Source organism: Streptomyces sp. MST-110588 (assembly GCF_022695595.1).
In the GTDB taxonomy this organism is placed as follows: domain Bacteria; phylum Actinomycetota; class Actinomycetes; order Streptomycetales; family Streptomycetaceae; genus Streptomyces.
This window is the reverse complement of sequence record NZ_CP074380.1, coordinates 5921374-5939713: the sequence shown is the minus strand read 5'-3', so window position 1 is coordinate 5939713 and position 18340 is coordinate 5921374. Positions and strand designations below refer to the sequence as shown.

Annotated in this window: 20 protein-coding genes; 8 read left to right on the top strand and 12 right to left on the bottom strand. The window is 70.8% G+C overall.

The window, feature by feature from the left end:
• The first annotated feature begins 271 nt into the window (after nt 1–271).
• Together proP and KGS77_RS26010 are read left to right on the top strand one after the other, a co-directional pair.
• Entirely contained in the window at nt 272–1780 is a 1509-nt protein-coding gene (gene proP, locus KGS77_RS26015; protein WP_242585509.1) for a glycine betaine/L-proline transporter ProP, read from the top strand.
• A 177-nt stretch (nt 1781–1957) separates the two neighbouring features.
• Nucleotides 1958–3127, top strand: coding sequence for a DUF2330 domain-containing protein (locus KGS77_RS26010; protein ID WP_242585507.1), 1170 nt, complete (start codon nt 1958–1960; stop codon nt 3125–3127).
• Nucleotides 3128–3225: 98 nt separating this feature from the next.
• Here the strand turns inward: KGS77_RS26010 and KGS77_RS26005 are convergent, their stop codons facing one another.
• The 6 genes from KGS77_RS26005 to KGS77_RS25980 all read right to left on the bottom strand — a co-directional run bounded on the left by KGS77_RS26005 (nt 3226) and on the right by KGS77_RS25980 (nt 6043).
• Complete coding sequence (locus KGS77_RS26005; protein WP_242585505.1) at nt 3226–4164, bottom strand: AraC family transcriptional regulator; 939 nt, start codon at nt 4162–4164, stop codon at nt 3226–3228.
• A gap of 553 nt (nt 4165–4717) precedes the next feature.
• A complete protein-coding gene (locus KGS77_RS26000) occupies nt 4718–4978 on the bottom strand; it encodes a hypothetical protein (protein WP_242585503.1) in 261 nt (86 codons plus the stop codon).
• Nucleotides 4979–5009: 31 nt separating this feature from the next.
• Nucleotides 5010–5180 (bottom strand): hypothetical protein, encoded by a 171-nt coding sequence (locus KGS77_RS25995; protein ID WP_242585502.1) that lies wholly within the window; start codon nt 5178–5180, stop codon nt 5010–5012.
• Nucleotides 5181–5286: 106 nt separating this feature from the next.
• Nucleotides 5287–5562 carry a hypothetical protein gene (locus KGS77_RS25990; RefSeq protein ID WP_242585500.1) on the bottom strand — a complete coding sequence of 92 codons (276 nt, stop codon included), beginning with the start codon at nt 5560–5562 and terminating at the stop codon, nt 5287–5289.
• Nucleotides 5559–5828 carry a hypothetical protein gene (locus KGS77_RS25985; protein ID WP_242585498.1) on the bottom strand — a complete coding sequence of 90 codons (270 nt, stop codon included), beginning with the start codon at nt 5826–5828 and terminating at the stop codon, nt 5559–5561. The genes KGS77_RS25990 and KGS77_RS25985 overlap by 4 nt, the downstream gene beginning before the upstream one ends.
• Entirely contained in the window at nt 5825–6043 is a 219-nt protein-coding gene (locus KGS77_RS25980; protein WP_242585497.1) for a hypothetical protein, read from the bottom strand. The genes KGS77_RS25985 and KGS77_RS25980 overlap by 4 nt, the downstream gene beginning before the upstream one ends.
• A gap of 303 nt (nt 6044–6346) precedes the next feature.
• Between KGS77_RS25980 and KGS77_RS25975 the strand changes: the two genes are divergently transcribed.
• Both KGS77_RS25975 and KGS77_RS25970 read left to right on the top strand, forming a co-directional pair.
• Nucleotides 6347–7348: a hypothetical protein gene (locus KGS77_RS25975; protein ID WP_347404530.1), complete on the top strand. Its 1002-nt coding sequence runs from the start codon at nt 6347–6349 to the stop codon at nt 7346–7348.
• Nucleotides 7349–7522: 174 nt separating this feature from the next.
• Nucleotides 7523–7894, top strand: coding sequence for an antibiotic biosynthesis monooxygenase (locus KGS77_RS25970; RefSeq protein WP_277994269.1), 372 nt, complete (start codon nt 7523–7525; stop codon nt 7892–7894).
• A gap of 334 nt (nt 7895–8228) precedes the next feature.
• Here KGS77_RS25970 and KGS77_RS25965 read toward each other — a convergent pair whose 3' ends face one another.
• The 3 genes from KGS77_RS25965 to KGS77_RS25955 are packed head-to-tail and all read right to left on the bottom strand — an operon-like array spanning nt 8229 to nt 9791.
• A complete protein-coding gene (locus KGS77_RS25965; protein ID WP_242585495.1) occupies nt 8229–8567 on the bottom strand; it encodes a hypothetical protein in 339 nt (112 codons plus the stop codon).
• Nucleotides 8564–8827: a hypothetical protein gene (locus KGS77_RS25960; protein ID WP_242585494.1), complete on the bottom strand. Its 264-nt coding sequence runs from the start codon at nt 8825–8827 to the stop codon at nt 8564–8566. Before KGS77_RS25960 ends, KGS77_RS25965 begins: the two co-directional genes overlap by 4 nt.
• A 16-nt stretch (nt 8828–8843) precedes the next feature.
• On the bottom strand, nt 8844–9791 hold the full coding sequence (locus tag KGS77_RS25955; RefSeq protein WP_242585493.1) for a hypothetical protein: 948 nt from the start codon (nt 9789–9791) through the stop codon (nt 8844–8846).
• 100 nt (nt 9792–9891) lie between these two features.
• On the opposite strand from KGS77_RS25955, the gene KGS77_RS25950 reads away from it, so the two are divergent.
• Entirely contained in the window at nt 9892–10404 is a 513-nt protein-coding gene (locus KGS77_RS25950; RefSeq protein WP_242585492.1) for a GNAT family N-acetyltransferase, read from the top strand.
• 340 nt (nt 10405–10744) lie between these two features.
• Here the strand turns inward: KGS77_RS25950 and KGS77_RS25945 are convergent, their stop codons facing one another.
• Nucleotides 10745–12916 carry an MFS transporter gene (locus KGS77_RS25945; protein WP_277994330.1) on the bottom strand — a complete coding sequence of 724 codons (2172 nt, stop codon included), beginning with the start codon at nt 12914–12916 and terminating at the stop codon, nt 10745–10747.
• A gap of 754 nt (nt 12917–13670) precedes the next feature.
• On the opposite strand from KGS77_RS25945, the gene KGS77_RS25940 reads away from it, so the two are divergent.
• Together KGS77_RS25940 and KGS77_RS25935 are read left to right on the top strand one after the other, a co-directional pair.
• Complete coding sequence (locus tag KGS77_RS25940) at nt 13671–14417, top strand: peptidoglycan-binding domain-containing protein (RefSeq protein WP_242585490.1); 747 nt, start codon at nt 13671–13673, stop codon at nt 14415–14417.
• A gap of 307 nt (nt 14418–14724) precedes the next feature.
• The gene (locus tag KGS77_RS25935) at nt 14725–15474 is read left to right on the top strand and encodes an HAD-IA family hydrolase (protein ID WP_242585488.1); all 750 of its coding nucleotides are present in this window, start codon (nt 14725–14727) and stop codon (nt 15472–15474) included.
• A gap of 97 nt (nt 15475–15571) precedes the next feature.
• Here the strand turns inward: KGS77_RS25935 and KGS77_RS25930 are convergent, their stop codons facing one another.
• Both KGS77_RS25930 and KGS77_RS25925 read right to left on the bottom strand, forming a co-directional pair.
• Nucleotides 15572–16153, bottom strand: coding sequence for a TMEM165/GDT1 family protein (locus KGS77_RS25930; protein WP_242585486.1), 582 nt, complete (start codon nt 16151–16153; stop codon nt 15572–15574).
• 277 nt (nt 16154–16430) lie between these two features.
• Entirely contained in the window at nt 16431–17189 is a 759-nt protein-coding gene (locus KGS77_RS25925) for an ABC transporter permease (RefSeq protein WP_242585480.1), read from the bottom strand.
• Between the two features lie 272 nt (nt 17190–17461).
• Here KGS77_RS25925 and KGS77_RS25920 point away from each other — a divergent pair, with 272 nt between their 5' ends.
• Nucleotides 17462–18106 (top strand): HNH endonuclease family protein, encoded by a 645-nt coding sequence (locus KGS77_RS25920; RefSeq protein WP_242585478.1) that lies wholly within the window; start codon nt 17462–17464, stop codon nt 18104–18106.
• Nucleotides 18107–18340 lie beyond the last annotated feature (234 nt).

Genomic DNA, 18340 nt, shown 5'->3' with positions numbered 1-18340 from the left:
AAGAACGGAGCAGCAGCAAAGAACCGGTCCGGGCGGGGCGACACGCCCGCGGTTGCAGGTGATCTTCGCGAGATGGATCACAGAGATAAAGGCGGGATAAGGATCAGAAATCGAGTGTTTCCCCAGGTGCGAACGGGGCAGGGGGTACTTGCGCGGTCACTCGTACACCGTCCGTAATGACCCAGTCTGCCCCTATGGTCGACCTTTGCCCGTCATGCCACGGCGGGTGATGCCCCTGTCGTCGTCCCAGAGAGTGCAGGCGAGTGAACACGTGCCGACGCAGTCCCCCGTCGTAGCCCGGCCCAGCAGTACGTCCCGTATCTCCGGTACTCCCGGCATCTCCGATACCTCTGGTACCTCCGGTGCCTCCCGCACCTCCAATGCCTCGCAGCGCAAGCAGGTCGCACAGCACGAGGACGTCACCGTCGTCGATCCGGTGATGGTCAAGCGCGCGGTGTCGGCAGCCGCCCTCGGCAACGCGATGGAGTGGTTCGACTTCGGCGTCTACAGCTACATCGCGGTCACCCTGGGAAAGGTCTTCTTCCCGTCCGGCAATCCGACCGCGCAGTTGCTGTCGACGTTCGGAGCGTTCGCGGCAGCCTTCCTCGTACGCCCCATAGGCGGCATGGTCTTCGGGCCGCTCGGCGACCGCATCGGACGGCAGAAGATCCTGGCCATCACCATGATCATGATGGCTGCCGGCACCTTCGCGATCGGACTGATCCCCTCGTACGCCTCCATCGGCGTCGGCGCCCCGGTCCTGCTGCTGATCGCCCGGCTCGTGCAGGGCTTCTCGACCGGCGGTGAGTACGGGGGCGCGTCCACCTTCATCGCCGAGTACGCACCCGACAAGAAGCGCGGGTTCCTCGGGAGCTGGCTGGAGTTCGGCACGCTCGCCGGTTACGTCGGCGGCGCCGGCCTGGTGACACTGATGACCGCCGTCCTCGGCCCGGAGGATCTGCTCTCCTGGGGCTGGCGGGTCCCGTTCCTGATCGCGGGCCCCATGGGCATCATCGGCCTGTACCTGCGGATGCGGCTGGAGGAGACGCCGGCCTTCGCCCGCCTCGAACAGGAGGCGCGCGCCGAGGAGAAGGAACGCCGCGCCGCCGAGAAGCGGATCGGGCTGCGCGAGATGGTCTTCGGGCAGTGGCGGGCGATGCTGCTGTGCGTCGGCCTGGTCCTGGTCTTCAACGTCACCGACTACATGCTGCTGTCGTACATGCCGAGCTATCTGACCTCGGAGCTGAAGTACGACGAGACGCACGGGCTGCTGGTCATCCTTGGGGTGATGGTGCTGATGATGTGCGTGCAGCCGTTCGCGGGGCGGCTCTCGGACCGCTTCGGCCGCCGGCCCGTCATCGCGGCCGGGTGCGCCGGCTTCCTCGTACTGTCCGTACCGGCGCTGCTGCTGATCCGGCAGGGGTCGCTGGCGGCAATCGCGCTGGGCATGGCCGCGCTCGGTCTGCTGCTGGTGTGCTTCACCTCCACGATGCCGTCCACGCTGCCCGCCCTCTTCCCGACCAAGGTGCGGTACGGGTCCCTGTCGATCGGGTTCAACGTCTCGGTCTCGCTCTTCGGCGGCACGACGCCGCTGGTGGTGACCGCGCTCATCGGCGCCACGGGCAACAAGATGATGCCTGCCTACTACATGATGGCGGCGGCGGTCGTCGGTGGGATCGCGGTGCTGCTGATGAGCGAGAGCGCGCGCAAGCCGCTGCCGGGGTCGCCGCCGGCGGTGGAGACGGAGGCGGAGGCGCGCGAGGTGGCGGGCGCCAGGTGATTCGCGCGGCGGCCTGAGCGGCCCCGGAAACCGTGCGATCGGACATCACTCACGCCTTACCCGGACATTACGGAGCGGGGACCCTGGAGCGGAACCGGGGCCCCCGCTCCGTCCGTCTGCGTACGTGCTCATCAGCGCGAGAAGATCAAGACATACGCATACGAAGACGGGGGACGGATGCACGGCGCGACGGTATGGCGGACACCGCGGGAGTCGCCGCGGCTGCGGCAGCGGGCGTTGTTGGTGGTGCTGCTGTTGCTGGCGGTTCAGTTGGTGTGGCTGGCCAGGCCCGCGTACGCCTGTGGCTGCGGCGCTCTCGTACACGACTCCCGCACCACCTTGTCGGTGAACCGGGAGACCTCGGCCGTACGGTGGGACGGGAAGACCGAGCAGATCGTGATGAGTCTGACGGTGGACGGTACGGCCCCCGACGCGGCGTGGATCATGCCGGTGCCACACCGGGCCGAGGTGAAACTGGGCGATCGCTCCCTTTTCGACCAACTCGCGGGAATCACCGCCCCCGTCGTCAAGACCCGCCACTACTTCTGGCCCAGAGGCACCGACTGGCCGTTGGGCGGTTCCGGAGGCGGTGACGGAGCCGCGGCCCCGGCTCCGGGGAGCGGCAGGCCGTCGGTGGGGGTGGTCGGACGTGAGCGGCTCGGGCCGTTCGATGTCGCCCGGCTGACCGCCGACGATCCCGGCGCGCTGCGCGACTGGCTGAAGGCCAACGGCTTCCACCTGCCCGGCGCGCTCGCCACCGAGCTGCGTCCGTATGTGAACCAGCACTGGGAGTACGTGGCCGTACGTCTCGCGCCCGCCAAGAAGGGCACGCGCCTCTATGGAACCCTCGATCCGCTGCGACTCACCTTCGCCAGCGACCGGCTCGTCTACCCCATGCGTCTCTCCCGCCTCGCCACCACGCCGCAGTCACTGACTCTGTACGTCTTCGCGTCGCACCGGATGGAGCCGAGGGACGCCATCGGAGGGTCCGCACCCAGCGTCTTCTACGCCGGGGAGCCCGCGCCACAGGGCGCGGTCGGCCGGCTGACCGACGGGCGCACCATGTTCCTGACCGCCATCGCACAGGACTTCCTGTTCCCCCATCGCATCACCGGCGACCACGAGTTGCGGCGGACGGCGGCGGACAGCCCGTACCAACGGGTCACTTATCAGGAGCGGATTCTGCGGGTCGGTGGCGTACCGGCCTGGATCCTCACGGTCGGGGGCGGGCTGCTGCTGGTTCTGCTCCTGCTGACGACCGTGACGCTGCTCGTACGAGGGTCGAAGCGGCGCCGCGACGCCGCCCTGCCGCCGCCTCCGGTGCACGTACCGCCGCCGTTGGCCTGAGCCCGGCTCATGGGGCGCCCGGCCCGGCTCAGGCGCCGGTCCTGGCCCGGCTCAGGTGCTGGTCCTGGCCCGGCTCAGGCGCGGGTTCCCGGGCCGGCTCAGGCGCGGATTCCCGGGCCGGTGTCCGCTCCGGCTCCGGCCCGCCGGAAGGTCCCCGGGGTGATGCCGAAGGAGCGGACGAACCAGCGGTGGAAGTGGGCCTGGTCCGTGAAACCGGACTCCGCGGCGGCCTCGGCGGCGGTACGGCCCCGGGCGAGCAGCGTGCGGGCCCGGCGCAGCCGCAGCAGCCGCTGGAAGTCGCTCGGCGCCATCCCGTACGCGGCGCGGAAGGCCCGGTAGAGGGCGAAGCGGCTGCATCCGGCGGCGTCCGCGAGGTCCTCGGCGGTCAGTTGCCGGTCGAAGGCGTCCTCCAGCAGGGCGCGCGCCCGCCGGGCGGCCCTCAACTGACCGCCCGGTGTCAGGTCCCGGGGCCGCAGCGGGCCGGACCGCCGGGTGGCGTTGCGACGCACCATCGCCGTCACGGCCGCCGTCAGCCGTTCGTCGCGTACCAGGGGGTCGGCGCCGCCCATGAGCGCGGGGTGCAGCCGGTGCAGCGCCCGGGCCAGTACGGGATCATCGACCACCGGCTGCGCGAACAGCGGCAGAGCGGCGTGCTTGCCGACCGCTCCGGCGGCCTGCCCGCCGGAGCGGTCGGTGGCCGGGCCACCGGTCAATGCGCCGGCGACATCGGCCAGTACCTCGCGGACGACCTCCTGGCCGATGTAGATGATCCGGTACCGGAAGCCGAGTTCGGCGGCGGCCTGGCCGTCGTGCGGATCGTCCGGGTTGAACGCCATGACCATTCCGGCGGCGCTGGTGTGGTCCCCGCCGCGGCAGTTGAAGCGCTGGGCGCCGGCTTCGGTGACGGCGAAGGAGTACGCGTCGTGGCTGTGGCGGTGGAAAACGTGCCGGACGAAGTGGGCGTGCATGGCCTCCAGCGGCCGATCCGGATCGCGCCAGTACCGCGCCCAGTCAACCGATGCCTGACTTGCCCGCATTCACGCCTCCCACCCGCACCACGCGCCACATTTCACACACGGCGCCCCGCATGCGATCTCCACCGAACAATTGAACCGCGAACCGGGAACCAACTCTTCCCACCGCCCGTTCACTTGGCATGGAAACCTTGACCACCCTGCTGACAGGACCGGCGCCGACGCTGCTGACCGTCGCCGCGCTGTCCCTGTTCGCGGCGGTCCTCAAGGTCTCCCACCTCGTTGCCCTCCCTCACCTCGCCCGGCACCGTCCGCTTCCCGCCGGTGCTTCCGCTTCCGCTGAGCTGTACGCGCTCCCGCGCCGCGGTAGGCGCGCCGGGCCGGACCGACGTCGGGACTCGCGTCGGGTCTCGCGGTGGGAACCGCGTCACCGAATAGGGTTCTGATCCGAGTACCGGCCTCGTGAGGCACCTGGTGAGCCATGCGCGCCCCGGGGTGATGCGGGACCATGGCCGGCATCACCCTCGTGAAGATCAATGAGTGTGTCGAGCCACGCACATGGAGACCCCACCCTGCACGCCAGCGGAGCACGCACGGGCGGGGCCGGTTCGGGCGGTCAGCTCTCGTCGGGCGGGATGATGAAGCCTCGTGTGGGCCCACCGTCAGCGCGCCGGGGCGGTTCGGGGTTGGCTTCCCTGAACTGGGCGATGAGGGCCACCAGGGTGTCAGCGGTAATGTCCTTCCGCGTGCCAGGGTCGGAACTGTCGTACACCCGCCATGCCCCTGCCGTGTTGTCCGGGTCCTCCGGTGCCACGACCCCAGGGATACCCAGTCGCCTCAGCGTGGCATCCACCTGCCGGGCTTCTTCCGCGTCCATGCCCTCACCTTCTCTATCGGGGTGCGGCAGCCTAGCTGGCCTTCCCGCCGCCGTGTGACCCGCAGCCACCGGGATTGATGGGGCCGCAGCCTCCCGGCTTCGGGGTGTGCGAGCAGTTCGCCGCGACCGGCACGAGGGCCGTGGTCGGCCCCGCCCACAGTTCGCGGTCCACGATGTATCCGGCCTGTTCGATCAGGGCCACGATCCGGGTCAGCGCGTGCGTCTCGCATGTGCGGTGCCTCCCTGTTGTGGGTTGCCCCGCTCCGGCCGCTCGACCTGTCCAGGGTGGGGGCGACCGGAGCGGGGGCCTAATGGGGCGCCGGAAGCGGCGGGATCGCCGTGCGTCCCTCGTTCAGCTCCAGACGGCGTACGAGCGCCACGTCCTGGAACGTCCGGGCGAACGTCGGGTGCCCGGTCCGGCCCGTGTGCACCATCATCGCCAGGTCGGCCGCCTCCAGGTCGGCGGTCGCCTCCAGCGTCCACGGGCATCCGCCGTCCAGGCAGCGCGCCGAAACGGTGATCTTGCTGTGCGGGTGCGTGCCGATGGCGTGCTTCACGGCCCGGATCACGCTGCGGGTACTCACGGACGCACCGCCGGGGGGTTGATCGGCAACGCCACCATGCGCCGCACGTGAGGGTGGTTGCGGATCTCCACGTTGCAATCGGATGCCGCCGACCGGTCCACGTAGCCGCTGGGCGCGCCGTTGCCCGTCTCGTACGCCGTCCGCCAGACCGCCGCGTGCGCGCACACCGGGCAGCCTTCGACCGGCACGGGCGGCAGGCCCGGCAACGGCAGGTGCACCGAGGGCTCCGAGTAGCTGTGGGGCGGCGCGAAGTAGGCCCGGCTCACGGCCGGCTCCCGACCGGGCGCGTCCAGACCCGCGCCCGCTCGTGCTCCTCGGCGGTGGGCTCGCGCAACCGGTCGGGCCGGACCGCCCACTCCGCGCCGCCACCCGGCGGAACGAGGTACGCAGACCCCTCGAACAGTCTGCGCACCTCACCGATCCGGCCGGTCGCCTTGTCCACCGCGTACACGCCCGTGGTGGGGGCCCAGTCATAGGCCATGGTTCATCGCCGTCCTCTCAGTACGTCTTGGGTGATCGTCGCGCGGGGAGAGCGCGTCCACTAGCGGCCCCGTGTAGGCCAGGTGTCGGCCAGACTGGCTCCATGGGAAGCAGCATTGGGGCCAACATCCGGCGTGAGCGGGACCGCCGTGGATGGAGTCAGGAACGCTTGGGGCATGAGATCTGCCAGTGCGCTGGGGTCAAAGGCAAACCGGTCGGCCGCCAAGAGGTCAGCCGCTGGGAGAAGGGGAAGCGCACGCCCCATCAATGGCTCCCGTTCATCGCTACCGCCCTCGGAGTGTCCGTGGACACGCTCAAGGAGCCCCAGAAGCCGGATGAGCCCCCTTTGCCGACCCTGGCGGACTTCCTGCCCGACGATGACCCACTGTCCCCGCTCAGTGCCCGCGAGGGCCGACGTGTCGGTATGAGGCAAGTGGGTGATCTTCAGGAGCGTGTGCACGGGCTCAGGCTCGCTGATGATGTGCTGGCCGGAGGCGATTTGTTCCGACCCGCGCTGCGGGAACTTCGTGCCGCTGTACGGATCTACCGGGAAGGCACCCACTCTGGAGAGGTGAGCCGCGCTCTTCTGGGGCAGATCGGCGAGTTGGCGCAGATCGCGGGATGGATCGCCAGCGACGCCGGACAGCATGAAGACGCGGAGCGTATCTACCGGCTGGGGATCAGCGCGGCGAGGCAGGCGGAAGACCGAACGCTAGCCGGAAATCTTGCCGGGTCGCTGGCCTATCAACTGAGCAACACCGGCAGGGAGATTGAAGGGGCTCAGCTCGCACGGGCGGCCCTCGTTGGAGCCGGCCCGGATGCGCCCCCCAAAGCCCGTGCTCTATACCTCGATCGGGTCGCGTGGGCCCACACCAAGGCGGGGGAAGCTCAGCCCGCCATGCGGGCCCTCGGAGAGGCCGGTGAGGCGCTGGCCGAAGACAGCGCAGGGGCCGAGCCGCCCGCCTACCTGTATTGGGTAGACGCTGGGGAACTTCAGGTCATGGAGAGTCGGATCTACACAGAGCTACGCCGGCCTTTGCGGGCTGTGCCCCTGCTGCGGAACGTACTCAGCCGGTACGACACGACACACACCCGAGAACTGGCCCTGTACCTGTCGTGGCTGGCTGTCGCTCTGGCCGACGCGAACGAACCGGAGGAGGCGGCGGCAACAGCGAAACGTGTCATCACGCTGAGCGCGACCGTGACCAGCGACCGCACGGCCGAACGGGTCCGGGTCGTACTGGATCGGCTGGAAGGCTACCGAGACGTTCCAGAAGTCCGTGCGGTCCTCGACGGTGCCGCGTGAACGCCGGAAGGTCCCGCACCCGCCCGGCGTCGGGCAGGTGCCGGGCCATGGAATCGAAGGGGGTGAGAGCCAGCAGTCATCCACGCGACGCTTGGACCGGCGGATGTAAGAGACTGCACGCACGGGGTCAAGGTTAAGGCGCCAGTCCGGCGTCCTATTTGTGTGAGGTGTCATGTGCCCAGTGTGGTAAAGATCAACATGCTGACGGTTCCGGCTGAGCAGCGGGAGGTCCTGGAGAAGCGCTTCGGTGCGCGCGCCGGGCTGGTGGACTCAGCCGACGGCTTCGAATGGTTCGAGCTGCTGCGCCCGCTGGAGGGCACGGACAACTACCTCGTCTACACGCGCTGGAGGGACGAGGAAGCCTTCCAGGCATGGATGGAGGGCCCCATGAAGGCCGCCCACCAGGGCGGCGGCAACGGTCCCGGGTCCGCCGCCGGTGCCGGGTCCGACGGCCCGTCCGGTGAGCGTCCCAAGCCGGCCGCGACCGGCTCGACCGTGTGGTCCTTCGAGGTCGTACAGCAGGCGGCCCCTAAGTCACAGGGCTGACGCGCAGGACTGACGCGCAGGGCTGAGGCCGGGGCGCGCCGGCTGACACCGCGTGCCACCTACCGCGGCTCGCTTCCGGACAGGGGGCGAGCCGCGGCGTACGGACCAAGGACCGTACGGACGAAGGGCGGGGTGGGTGGGTGGGTGGGTGTAAGCGCGGGCGCGGGCAGGACGCACGGCAGGAGTACCCCCGGGCCGGAGGGAGAGGGGCCCGGGGGTGGGGCTGCGGTCCTGGGCGCACGGGAGCGCAGGGTCGCAGCGTTCTGGGGTCGGTCTGGTCTGGGGGTGCAGGCCGGTGGTTGGTGGTTGGTGTTCTTGGGAGCGTTGGGGTGGGTCAGAGGGTCAGGAGGCGGGTGGTGAGGTCGCGGTAGCGGCGGAGGGCTATGCGTAGGGCTTCGGTTTCGCCGCTTTCGTGGGTTTCCCAGGATGTGCGCAGGGCACGGCGGCGGGCGGCCAGGGCTTCGGGGAGGAGGGCCGCCAGTTCCTCGTACACCGTGTCGGCTTCCTCGACCGCCTGGCGGGGCCGGTCGACGAAGGCCACCACCGCCTGCTCCAGGCGCCGGGTGAGTTTGTCGTACTCACTGGGCGGGAGCAGCGGTTCACGTTCGTCGCTCGGGGCCGCGCCGGTCGTGGGGGCGTTCGGGGCCGCGCCGGTCGTGGGGGCGTTGCTCACGGTCTCGCCGGGCGCGGGGTGTCCGGGGCGGCGGGGGCGGCGGTGGGCTGGTAGTTCGTGCCGTGGGCGGCTTCGGGGGTGGACTCCGGGGAGCGGCTCGGCGGGGTGCGGGGAGTGCCGGCCGACTCGGGGGCGATCATGCCTTCGCTTTCGGCACGTTCCCGGCCCGGGCGTCCCTCACGGCTTTCCTCACGGCGTCCCTCGCGGCGTTCTTCGCGGCGTTCTTCGCGCCGCCGGCCGCGCTCTTCGAAGGCGCTCATAGGTGCCTCTTTCCGGTCAGTTCGTGGACTTGGGGTCGTGGTGGGTCGTCCACGGCGGGTGCAGTCGGCCGTCGCCGCCCGTATGCCGGGCGGTGTCGGGAGTGTCAGTGGTTCCAGCGGTGTCGGGGGTGCCGGTGGTGCTGGTGGCGTCAGGGGTCTGGTGCGGCGGTTCTGCCGCTGGTTCCGGCTGCGCCTGGCGCCGTGCCGGCTCGTTGCGGCGGCGGTGGCGGGCCGTGTCCTGTTCCGGCGCCGCCCTGAGCAGTTCCGTGAACAACGCACGGGCCTGGACGAGGGCTTCGCGGAGTTCCTCGGTACCGGGGCCACGGCCACCGGTCGCCCGGCCCTGGCCCGCCGCACCGCTCCCGACGGCCGAGCCGCTCCCCTGGATGCCTCCTGCGCCCGGGCTCCCGTCGACGGGCCGGCTTCCGTCGAACGGCCGGGCCCCGCCGACCAGACCGCTGCTGCTGCCACTACTGCTACCGCTGCCACCGACCAGACCGCTGCCGTGGGCCCGGCCGGCCACCTCGTGGACCCGGCGGTAGCCGTCAACGGTGTGGGCGTGGTGGACGGACAGGGCGTCGACCTGCTCGTCGTACGCGTCGGCCGGGTAACCGCGGTCGCGGGCGAGGCGGCCGATCAGCAGGTCCGCCTCGATGACGGCCGCGCTCGGCTCGTCCACGAACCGCTCCTGGACGATGTCCCATTGAGCGGAGTACTGGCGGCGCGCGTCCGTGGTGAGCGGCAGCGGCCGGAGGTCGCCGTGCCGGCGCAGCCGCGCGTCGAGTTCCTTCTCCGCCGCCTGTACGTCGCCGTCATGGACGGCGACGGCCCGCTCGTACTCCGGCCCGAAATGCCGCCGCAGACGACGGCGACCACCACCGCGGGTCTTCGCACCGACGAGGATGACGATCGCGACGAGGAGTACCGCCGCCACGACCAGCGTAATGATCGCGCCAATAGACATGGCGTTCGGGTAGCCCGCTGCCGTGGCCCCAAACTCCGCCCCGCGGCCTCAAACTCTCTTCGGTGGACGGCTATTGGGAGCGTACGGGCACAATGACCCCATGAACAACCCTGCCACCACCTGCCTCTCCTGGACCGTCGCGGCGGAGCCCGTCGGCTCTCCGGAGGCGATGGCCCTCACGCGCGAGTACTACACCGAGGTCTCCGACCGGTACTTCCTGCTCCATGAGGGGCGCCGTTCCACGCCCGCCGAACTCGAAGAGGGCCTCGCGGACTACCCGACCCCCGGCTTGGTGGCACCGGACGGACTGCTGCTGGTGGCCCGGTACGGGGACGAGGCGGTGGGCTGCGCGGGCGTACGGCTGCTGGACGCGCGGACGGCGGAGCTCAAGCAGTTGTTCCTGCGGACCGCCGTACGCGGCAAGGGCGGTGCGGGCGTACTGCTCGCCGCCGCCGAACGGGCCGCGGCGGAGCTGGGCGCCGAGCGCATACGGCTGGACACCCGGCTGGACCTGGTCGAGGCGATAGCCCTGTACCGCGCGCACGGCTTCCGGGAGATCCCGGCGTACAACAACAGTCCGTACGCGCAGATCTTCTTCGAGAAGCGGCTGTGACGAGCGACGGGGACAGACGGCCGTGCAAGCGGCTTGAGGCAAGCGGCTTTGCGGCAAGCTGCTGTGGCGAGCCGGTGTGACGGCCCGGCCGTGTGCCGCCCGGCTGTCGAGTGGTTGTGGCCGGTCATGGTGTTGAGGGTGCGGATCGCCTCGTCGGCGTCGTCGGACCCATGGCCCGGATCATGTCCGCCGGGCACCGGCACTCCGGCACTCCGGCACACCGGCGCACACACTGCGGCACACGCCGGCGCGCACGCCCGAACAGATGCCCGCGCACATGCCCGTACAAATGCCCGCGTGCACGCCCGCACACACGCCGGCGTGCACGCGAAAGCACACGTCAGTGCATGCGGCCCGTCGGCCGTCCGGCGGTCGCGGAGTTCCTGCGCCACCGCGCGTCACCGTTGTCCGGCCGTTCCGCGTCCGAGCCGCACAGCTCCGTCGACAACTGCTCGACCAACTCGGTGAGGTCCGTGGGCCGGTCCTCGGTCCACCAGTCGCCGAGCAGCTCGGCCAGCGACTCCTGACGCGCCGCCGCCAGCCGCGCGGCGACCTCGCGCCCGCGCTCGGTGAGGATCAGCGGCAGCCCTTCGCGTACGGCCAGACCGCGCTCCTCGATCTGCCGGGCGGCCTCGGTGATCACATGGAGCGGAACGATGCTGCGCTCGGCGAGGAGCGCGGGTTCCACCGACCCGAAGCGGTTGATCCGCAGCAGCATCCAGCTCGCGGCCGGTTTCAGGTCCAGTCCGGCCTTCGCGGTGATCTTCTCGTAGATCTTCTTGCGGCCCTCCAGGCTGCCGAGCTTGGACAGCGCGCGGGCGCATTCCTCGTAGGAGGAGCGTTCGACGGGGTTGGAGGAGTAGACCTCGCTGTTGTCGGGCGCGGTGACGCTGCCGCGCAGCGGGTCCTCCTTGAGGAACCAGGCCAGGACGAACGCGAACAGCACGATCGGGACCGCGTACAGGAAGACGTCGGTGATGGAGGTGGAGTACGCGTTCAGCACGCCGCCGGCCCGGTCCGGCGGGAGCTGGGCGACGGTCCGCGGGTCCTCGGCGATCTTGGACGGGTCGATGCCGGGCGGCAGTGGCGCTCCGGCGAGTGCGTCGGCGATCCGTGGCCCGAGCTTGTTGGCGAAGATCGTGCCGAAGATGGAGACGCCGAAGGAGGAGCCGATGGAACGGAAGAAGGTCGCGCCGGAGGTGGCGGCCCCCAGGTCCTGGTAGGCCACGGCGTTCTGCACGATCAGGACCAGAACCTGCATGACCAGTCCGAGCCCGAACCCGAAGACGAAGAAGTACGCGCTCATGACGGCGACACTGCTGGACGGGGTGAGCTGGTGCAGGAGCAGCAGGCCCACGGCCGTCACGGCGGTGCCGGCGATCGGGAAGACCTTGTAGCGGCCCGTACGGCTGACGATCTGGCCGGACGCCGTGGAGGACAGCAGCACGCCGATGACCATCGGCAGCATGTGCACGCCGGACACCGTCGGTGACACGCCGTGCACGACCTGGAGGAAGGTGGGCAGATAGGTCATCGATCCGAACATCGCGAAGCCGATGACGAAGCCGATGACCGAGGTCAGGGTGAAGGTGCGCAGCTTGAACAGGCGCAGCGGCAGCACGGGCTCGGCGGCCCGGCGCTCCACGAGGACGAACGCGGCCAGCAGCACCGCGCCCAGGACACCGAGGCCGATGATCTGCCAGGAGCCCCAGGGGTAGCTGACGCCGCCCAGCGAGGTCATCAGGACCAGGGCCGCGGCGACGGCGGCGATCAGGAGGGTGCCCAGGTAGTCGATCCGGTGCGGGGTACGGCGTACGGGGATGTGCAGTACGGCGGCGATGACGATCAGGGCCACCGCGCCGATGGGCAGGTTGACGTAGAAGACCCAGCGCCAGCTCAGGTGGTCCACGAACAGGCCGCCGAGCAGCGGTCCCAGGACGCTGGTGGCACCGAAGACCGCGCCGAACAGGCCCTGGTACTTGCCGCGGTCCCGGGGCGGCACGATGTCACCGACGATCGCCATCGACAGCACGATCAGACCGCCGCCGCCCAGCCCCTGGACCGCCCGGAAGGCGATGAGCTGCGGCATGTCCTGCGCCAGGCCGCACAGCGCGGAGCCGAGGAGGAAGATGACGATGGCGGTCTGGAAGAGCTTCTTGCGCCCGTACTGGTCGCCCAGCTTGCCCCACAGCGGAGTCGCCGCCGTCGAGGCGAGGAGGTAGGCGGTGACCACCCAGGAGAGGTGGTCCAGGCCGCCGAGGTCACTGACGATGGTGGGCAGTGCGGTGGCGACGATGGTCTGGTCGAGCGCCGCGACGAGCATGCCGAGCAAGAGCGCGCCGATCGCGACGAGGACGGTTCGCGGGGACTGCCCCTCGCCGGGGACGGCAGGGGCGCCGGTGTGGTGCGCCATGAGCGTCTCCCTCCGGTCCGGTGACGCCTCGGTCCCGGTACGGACTCTGGTGCGGTCCTGGTACGGACCTTGGTGCGGGCTCGGTACGGGCGTTGGCAGGGATTCGGTACGGACCTTGGTACGGGTTCGGTACGGACCTTGGTACGGGTTCGGTGCTGCCTGATCGTTACGGCTTCCGCCTCGGCCTCACCTTCCCCATCCTGGAGCGTGCGCCGGGATCCGGCCCGCTGGACAGCGCGATCGGTACGGCGCGACTGCGGCTCGGCGGGGCCGCACCACGGGTGCCCGCGAAGTCGGCGCGCATGACTGTTGCCGACCGGCCGATGTCCGTTGCCGACCATTGGTGCCTGTTGCCGCCCGTTGGTGACGTTGCTACCCGTCGGTCCCTGTGCAGGATGGGACGGTGTCTGGATAATCGCTGCCCACCCGAGGGTCTAGGGAGGAACCGCTCGTGACGGCAGAGAGCTGCCCGCACTGCTCCGCACCCCTACGCACCGACGGCCGGCCGACCTGCCTGTGCGCGGTGGCCGACGCCGAGGACTTTGATCCGCTGCACCTGCGCCCGTACGTGAATCTGCCGGAGGTACCGGATGTTCCGGACGCGCCGCGGCCCCTGGCGGAGGGGCAGGACGTCGGCACGAGGCGCGCAGACGGTAGAGACGAGGGAGAAGAGGGAATCGGAACGGAAAGGGGCCGGGCCCGCCGGGACCGGGCCGGGGCGGAGAAGTGGGAGGAGACCACGGGCAGGGACGGGACGGAGAGCCGGGGACAGGAAACCTGGGTCAACGGGGGGAACGGGGAACACGGGGGGAACGCGAACAGCAGGGACAACGGGGACGCGACCACGTCAAGCATGACGGTCCCATCGGCCACATCGGCCGGATTGGCCACGTCGGCCGGATCGGCGGCGTCGGCCGGATCGGCCACGACGGCGACATCCGCGATGCTCGTCCGCCGCCATCGCAGGAAGCAGGCGGCCGTCGCCGCGATGGCGGTGACCGCGGCGGGTCTGGCCGCGGGCGCGGTGCTGCTCAGCGGCGCCCTGCTGACCGACGCGGACGACGACCGCGCGCTGCCGGACGGCCGTCAGGACTCCCACGTCCCCACCCGCCCCACGGAGGGCGAGGCCCGGCGGTCGGCCGGCGCGGTGCCCTCCCCCGGATCCCCCGGCGCTCCGGGATCTTCGAGCCCCACGGCATCCGCTGCCGCCTCGCCGTCCGCCCTCCCGTCCCGTACGACGGCCGGCTCCCGCCCCTCGGACGGCGTCTCCCGCGCCCCGTCGCGGTCCCCCGTACCCTCCCCGGCGGTGACCACGGTGTCCGGCACCGTGAGCCAGGCCCCCGACGGCGACGGGACGGGCACCCCGCCGGGCGGGCCGCTCGTGCTGCGGGAGGGAGCCAGCGGCCCGGAGGTGGTGGAGTTGCAGGACCGGCTGCGGCAGGTGGGCGGGTACGCGGGCCCGGCGGACGGACGGTACGACGCGGACGTACGGGAGGCGGTGGCCGCCTACCAGCGGGCCTATCAGGTGCGGGGCGATCCCGAAGGCGTGTACGGGCCGTGGACGCGGCGGTCGCTGGAGTCCCGTACGGACGAGCCGTGAGCGTTCGCGGAGCGGCCTGCGAGCACTTTGTGAGCGACTTCGAGCGGCCTTGACCGGTACGAAATGTGTGGCGGGCCGGTCCTGGACCACGACCGGTCCGGCCGTGATCCGGCCCTGATCCGGCCCTGATGCGGCCCCGGCCCGGCCCCGGTCCAGCCGTGGGCCGGACGTGCCTCCATGGGCAGTGGTTGGCGGTATGCCCCCACTCTTTGTATCTTGTAGGAACAAAGTGGTTCCGCCCGCAACCCCTGACCGGCGGGCGGGACCGCTTGTCTCTTTCCTGCCTTACGCGCCCAGGAGCCCGCCGATGCCGGCCACCACCACGCTCACCGCCCGCGCCCTGCTGCTCGACATGGACAGCACGATCGTGAACTCGGAGGCCGTCGTGGAGCGCTGCTGGCGCCGCTGGGCCGACGAGCAGGGGCTGCCGGCCGACGAGGTCCTCAAGGTCGTGCACGGCCGCCAGGGCTGGGCCACGATGGCGGCACTGCTGCCCGACCGCCCCATGGAGCTCAACCACGAGGACAACCGGCGGATGCTGGAGCAGGAGACCTCCGACATGGACGGCGTCGTGCCGGTGGCCGGGGCCCCCGTCTTCATGGAGGCCGTACAGGGCCTGCCGCACGCCCTGGTGACCTCCGCCGACATACGTCTGTCCGACGCCCGTATGGGCGCGGCGGGGCTGCCGATGCCGGCGGTCCGTATCACCGCCGAGTCCGTGAGCGCCAGCAAGCCCGATCCGGAGGGCTTCCTCAAGGGCGCCGCCGCGCTGGGCTTCGCCCCTGAGGACTGTGTCGTTTTCGAGGACTCCGAGGCGGGCATCATGGCGGGCAGGGCGGCCGGCATGCGCGTGGTCGGTGTCGGGGAGCGGGCGGCGGCCTTCGGCCCCACGGTCCAGGTCCGCGACCTGACCCAGGTACGCGTCGAGGCGCTGCCGGACGGCTCGATCGCCCTGCACATCAGCGCGGACGCCGCTTACGGCACGACGGCCGAAGCCGCTCCCGACGCCACGGCGGACGCCCGGACGGATGCCGGGACGGACGCCGCTGCCGCCTGAGAGCGGCTGCCACACTCCCCACGCCCCGTCCGCGCGCCCCGCCCCCACGCTCCCCCGGCTTGCACGCCCCCGGCCCGCGCCCCTACCCGCCTACCGCCTACCCGGCAATCGCCTCGTACAGGCTGAAGCCCGCCAGCAGCAGCATCACGCAGGCCGCGACCTTGGTGATGAGCTTGAGCGGTACGTACTTCATCAGCGTACGGCCGCCGAGGATGCCCAGACCCGCGACCGCCCACAGCGCCAGGACCGCGCCGACGCCGACCGAGAGCGGGTCCTCGTAGCGGGCGGCGAGGTTCGCGGTCATGATCTGGGTCAGATCGCCGAACTCCGCGACCAGGATCATCATGAAGCCCGCCCCGGAGACCTTCCAGAAGGTCTGGTCGGCGGGCTTGTTGATCTCCTCCTCCTCGTCGTCCTTCTTGAAGAGCAGGACCGCCGCGCCCGCCAGGAACAGCACGCCGACCACCCCCTGCACCAGGCGGTGCGGAAGGAGCGTCAGGACACTGCCGGCGGCGATGGCCAGGGCGACATGGACGGCGAAGGCCGCCGCCACGCCCACGAAGACGTACGAGGCCCGGTAGCGGGTGCCGAGCATCAGGCCGGCCAGAGCGGTCTTGTCGGGCAGCTCGGCGAGGAAGACGACGCCGAAAACGACGGCTGCGACGGTGAAGCTGAACACGGGGTGATACCTCGATCGATCGGGCCGCACCGAGGGGCCCGCGAATGAGGGGTCGCTTCGGCACGGCAGCGTCATGACACTGCGGCCGAAGGTCTCGCTGGCCCGATGCGTCGACGGCACGTGATCGCGGCACATGCCGCGCCTCACGTACGTCACCGCACGGGCTCCGGGCGCCGGCTCTCCCGGCCTGTCCACGCACATGGCGCGTTCCCACTCCACCACGGATGGCGGTCGGGCGACGGGCGGGAGGGCAGTATGTCGACGGTCCGGCGAGGAGCTACTCCCCTTCTGCTGACAGCAAGGATACGCGGTTCAGCCGGCCGCGGGTCACCAGTTCCAGCACCACCGCAACCGCCACCGCCTGGACCGCCATCAGCGACACCAGTACGAAAAGCTGCACCGCACCCGCCTGAACGGGTGACGCCCCGCCCAGCAGCATGCCCACGAACGCCCCCGGAAGAGTGACCAGTCCCACGGTCCGGGTCTGGTCCAGACCCGGCAGCAGCGCGTCCGCCGCGACCGGGCGGGCGACCTCCATACGGGCTTCGCGGTCCAGCAGCCCCAGCGCCATCCCGGCCTCCACCTCCCCGCGCCGGGTCTCCAGTTCGTCCAGCGCGCGCCGGCCGCCGAGCACGGTGGCGGTGAGCGCGCCGCCGATGAGGATGCCGGTGACGGGAATGAGGGACAGACCGCGCGGCGGTACCAGGCCGGTGAGGAGCAGCAGTGCCACGACCGGGGCCACGCCGGCGGCGATGGGCGCGGCGGCCCACCACCAGGTGCCGTTGCGGGTGATGCGGCGCCCGGCGGTCCGTACGGCCACGGCGAACATCAGGCCGAGGAAGCACAGCAGCCAGGGCACGGTACGCACGACCCAGCCGATGAGGTAAGAGACGGCGGCGAGCTGGAGGGCCGCGCGGAGACCGGCGACGGCGATGGCGCGTGCCCGGCCGAGCCGCGCGAGGGCGGCGACCGCCACGGCGACGGCCAGGAGGACGGCGAGGACGATGCCCAGGGTGACGTTGACCGGCAGCAGCACGCGATCACTGTAGGGCGGAGGGGGTCCGCAGGGGCCGGGTGCCGCGCGACGGCGTACGCCTGCTGCCGTGTCAGTGACACCTCCAGCCCCTTGAGCATCACCACAGCTCTTGAACTGACGTGGGCATGTCGTCACCCTGTTACCTGGAGCCCATCTGGTGGCAACCCCACGTCGCCACCATGGGCCCCGCTCGCATGTCCCCTGAATGAAGGCCGGTCCGTACCGGAAGCCGGTCCGTCCGGCCTCTTCCCCCTCGGAACAAGGGAGTTCGTATGTCCGGTGTCTACGCGCGTCGCATAACCTTCGCCGCAGCATCCGCCGTCGCGCTGGCCGGCACGCTGGCACTGAGCGGCCCGGCCGCCCAGGCAGCCCCGCCCAGCCCCCCGAACGCCGCCACGGCCCGCACGTACCTCGCACAGATCAAGGAGCAGCCACAGGGCCCGCAGGACGGCTACAGCCGTTCAAAGTTCCCGCACTGGATCGACCAGGGGCACAACTGCAACACCCGCGAGGTGGTGCTGAAACGTGACGGCAGCAATGTCCAGCAGGACGGGAACTGTGCGGCCGTCAGCGGCAAGTGGTACTCGCCGTACGACGGCGCGACCTGGACGAAGGCGTCCGACCTGGACATCGACCACGTCGTACCGCTGTCGGAGGCGTGGAAGTCCGGCGCCGCGCAGTGGACCACGGCCCGGCGCCAGCAGTTCGCCAACGACCTCACCCACTCCCAGCTCATCGCCGTCACCGACAACGTCAACCAGGACAAGGGCGACAAGGACCCGGCGAAGTGGCTGCCCCCGAAGACCTCCTACCGCTGCGAGTACGCGCGGATGTGGGTCTGGGTGAAGCACGAGTACGGGCTGACGGCCGACTCGGCGGAGAAGGCGGCGCTGAAGGGGATCCTGAACGCCTGCTGACGGCTCGCTCATGACGGATCGTTCGAGGGACCGTTCATGACGGATCGTTCATGACGGAGTGTTCATAAGGCGTCCGCGAATCGGCCCATGACGCGTCGCGAGGCACGTCGCGCCCATCCGTGACGCGCCCCTCCAGGACACATCCACCCATGAGGTAGTCGTGCAGTCATGGCAACCTTCCGGTGGGGCGGTGCCGTCCTTCCTGTACGGGGAGGCAGAACCGTTCCGCCTGGA

Coding starts and splice junctions, on each gene's coding strand:
- KGS77_RS25950 (WP_242585492.1), top strand. CDS start 9,892: ATGAACAACCCTGCCACCACCTGCCTCTCCTGGACCGTCGCGGCGGAG.
- KGS77_RS26005 (WP_242585505.1), bottom strand. CDS start 4,164: ATGCGGGCAAGTCAGGCATCGGTTGACTGGGCGCGGTACTGGCGCGAT.
- KGS77_RS26010 (WP_242585507.1), top strand. CDS start 1,958: ATGCACGGCGCGACGGTATGGCGGACACCGCGGGAGTCGCCGCGGCTG.
- KGS77_RS25920 (WP_242585478.1), top strand. CDS start 17,462: ATGTCCGGTGTCTACGCGCGTCGCATAACCTTCGCCGCAGCATCCGCC.
- KGS77_RS25940 (WP_242585490.1), top strand. CDS start 13,671: ATGACGGTCCCATCGGCCACATCGGCCGGATTGGCCACGTCGGCCGGA.
- KGS77_RS26000 (WP_242585503.1), bottom strand. CDS start 4,978: ATGGACGCGGAAGAAGCCCGGCAGGTGGATGCCACGCTGAGGCGACTG.
- KGS77_RS25935 (WP_242585488.1), top strand. CDS start 14,725: ATGCCGGCCACCACCACGCTCACCGCCCGCGCCCTGCTGCTCGACATG.
- KGS77_RS25955 (WP_242585493.1), bottom strand. CDS start 9,791: ATGTCTATTGGCGCGATCATTACGCTGGTCGTGGCGGCGGTACTCCTC.
- KGS77_RS25960 (WP_242585494.1), bottom strand. CDS start 8,827: ATGAGCGCCTTCGAAGAGCGCGGCCGGCGGCGCGAAGAACGCCGCGAA.
- KGS77_RS25980 (WP_242585497.1), bottom strand. CDS start 6,043: ATGGCCTATGACTGGGCCCCCACCACGGGCGTGTACGCGGTGGACAAG.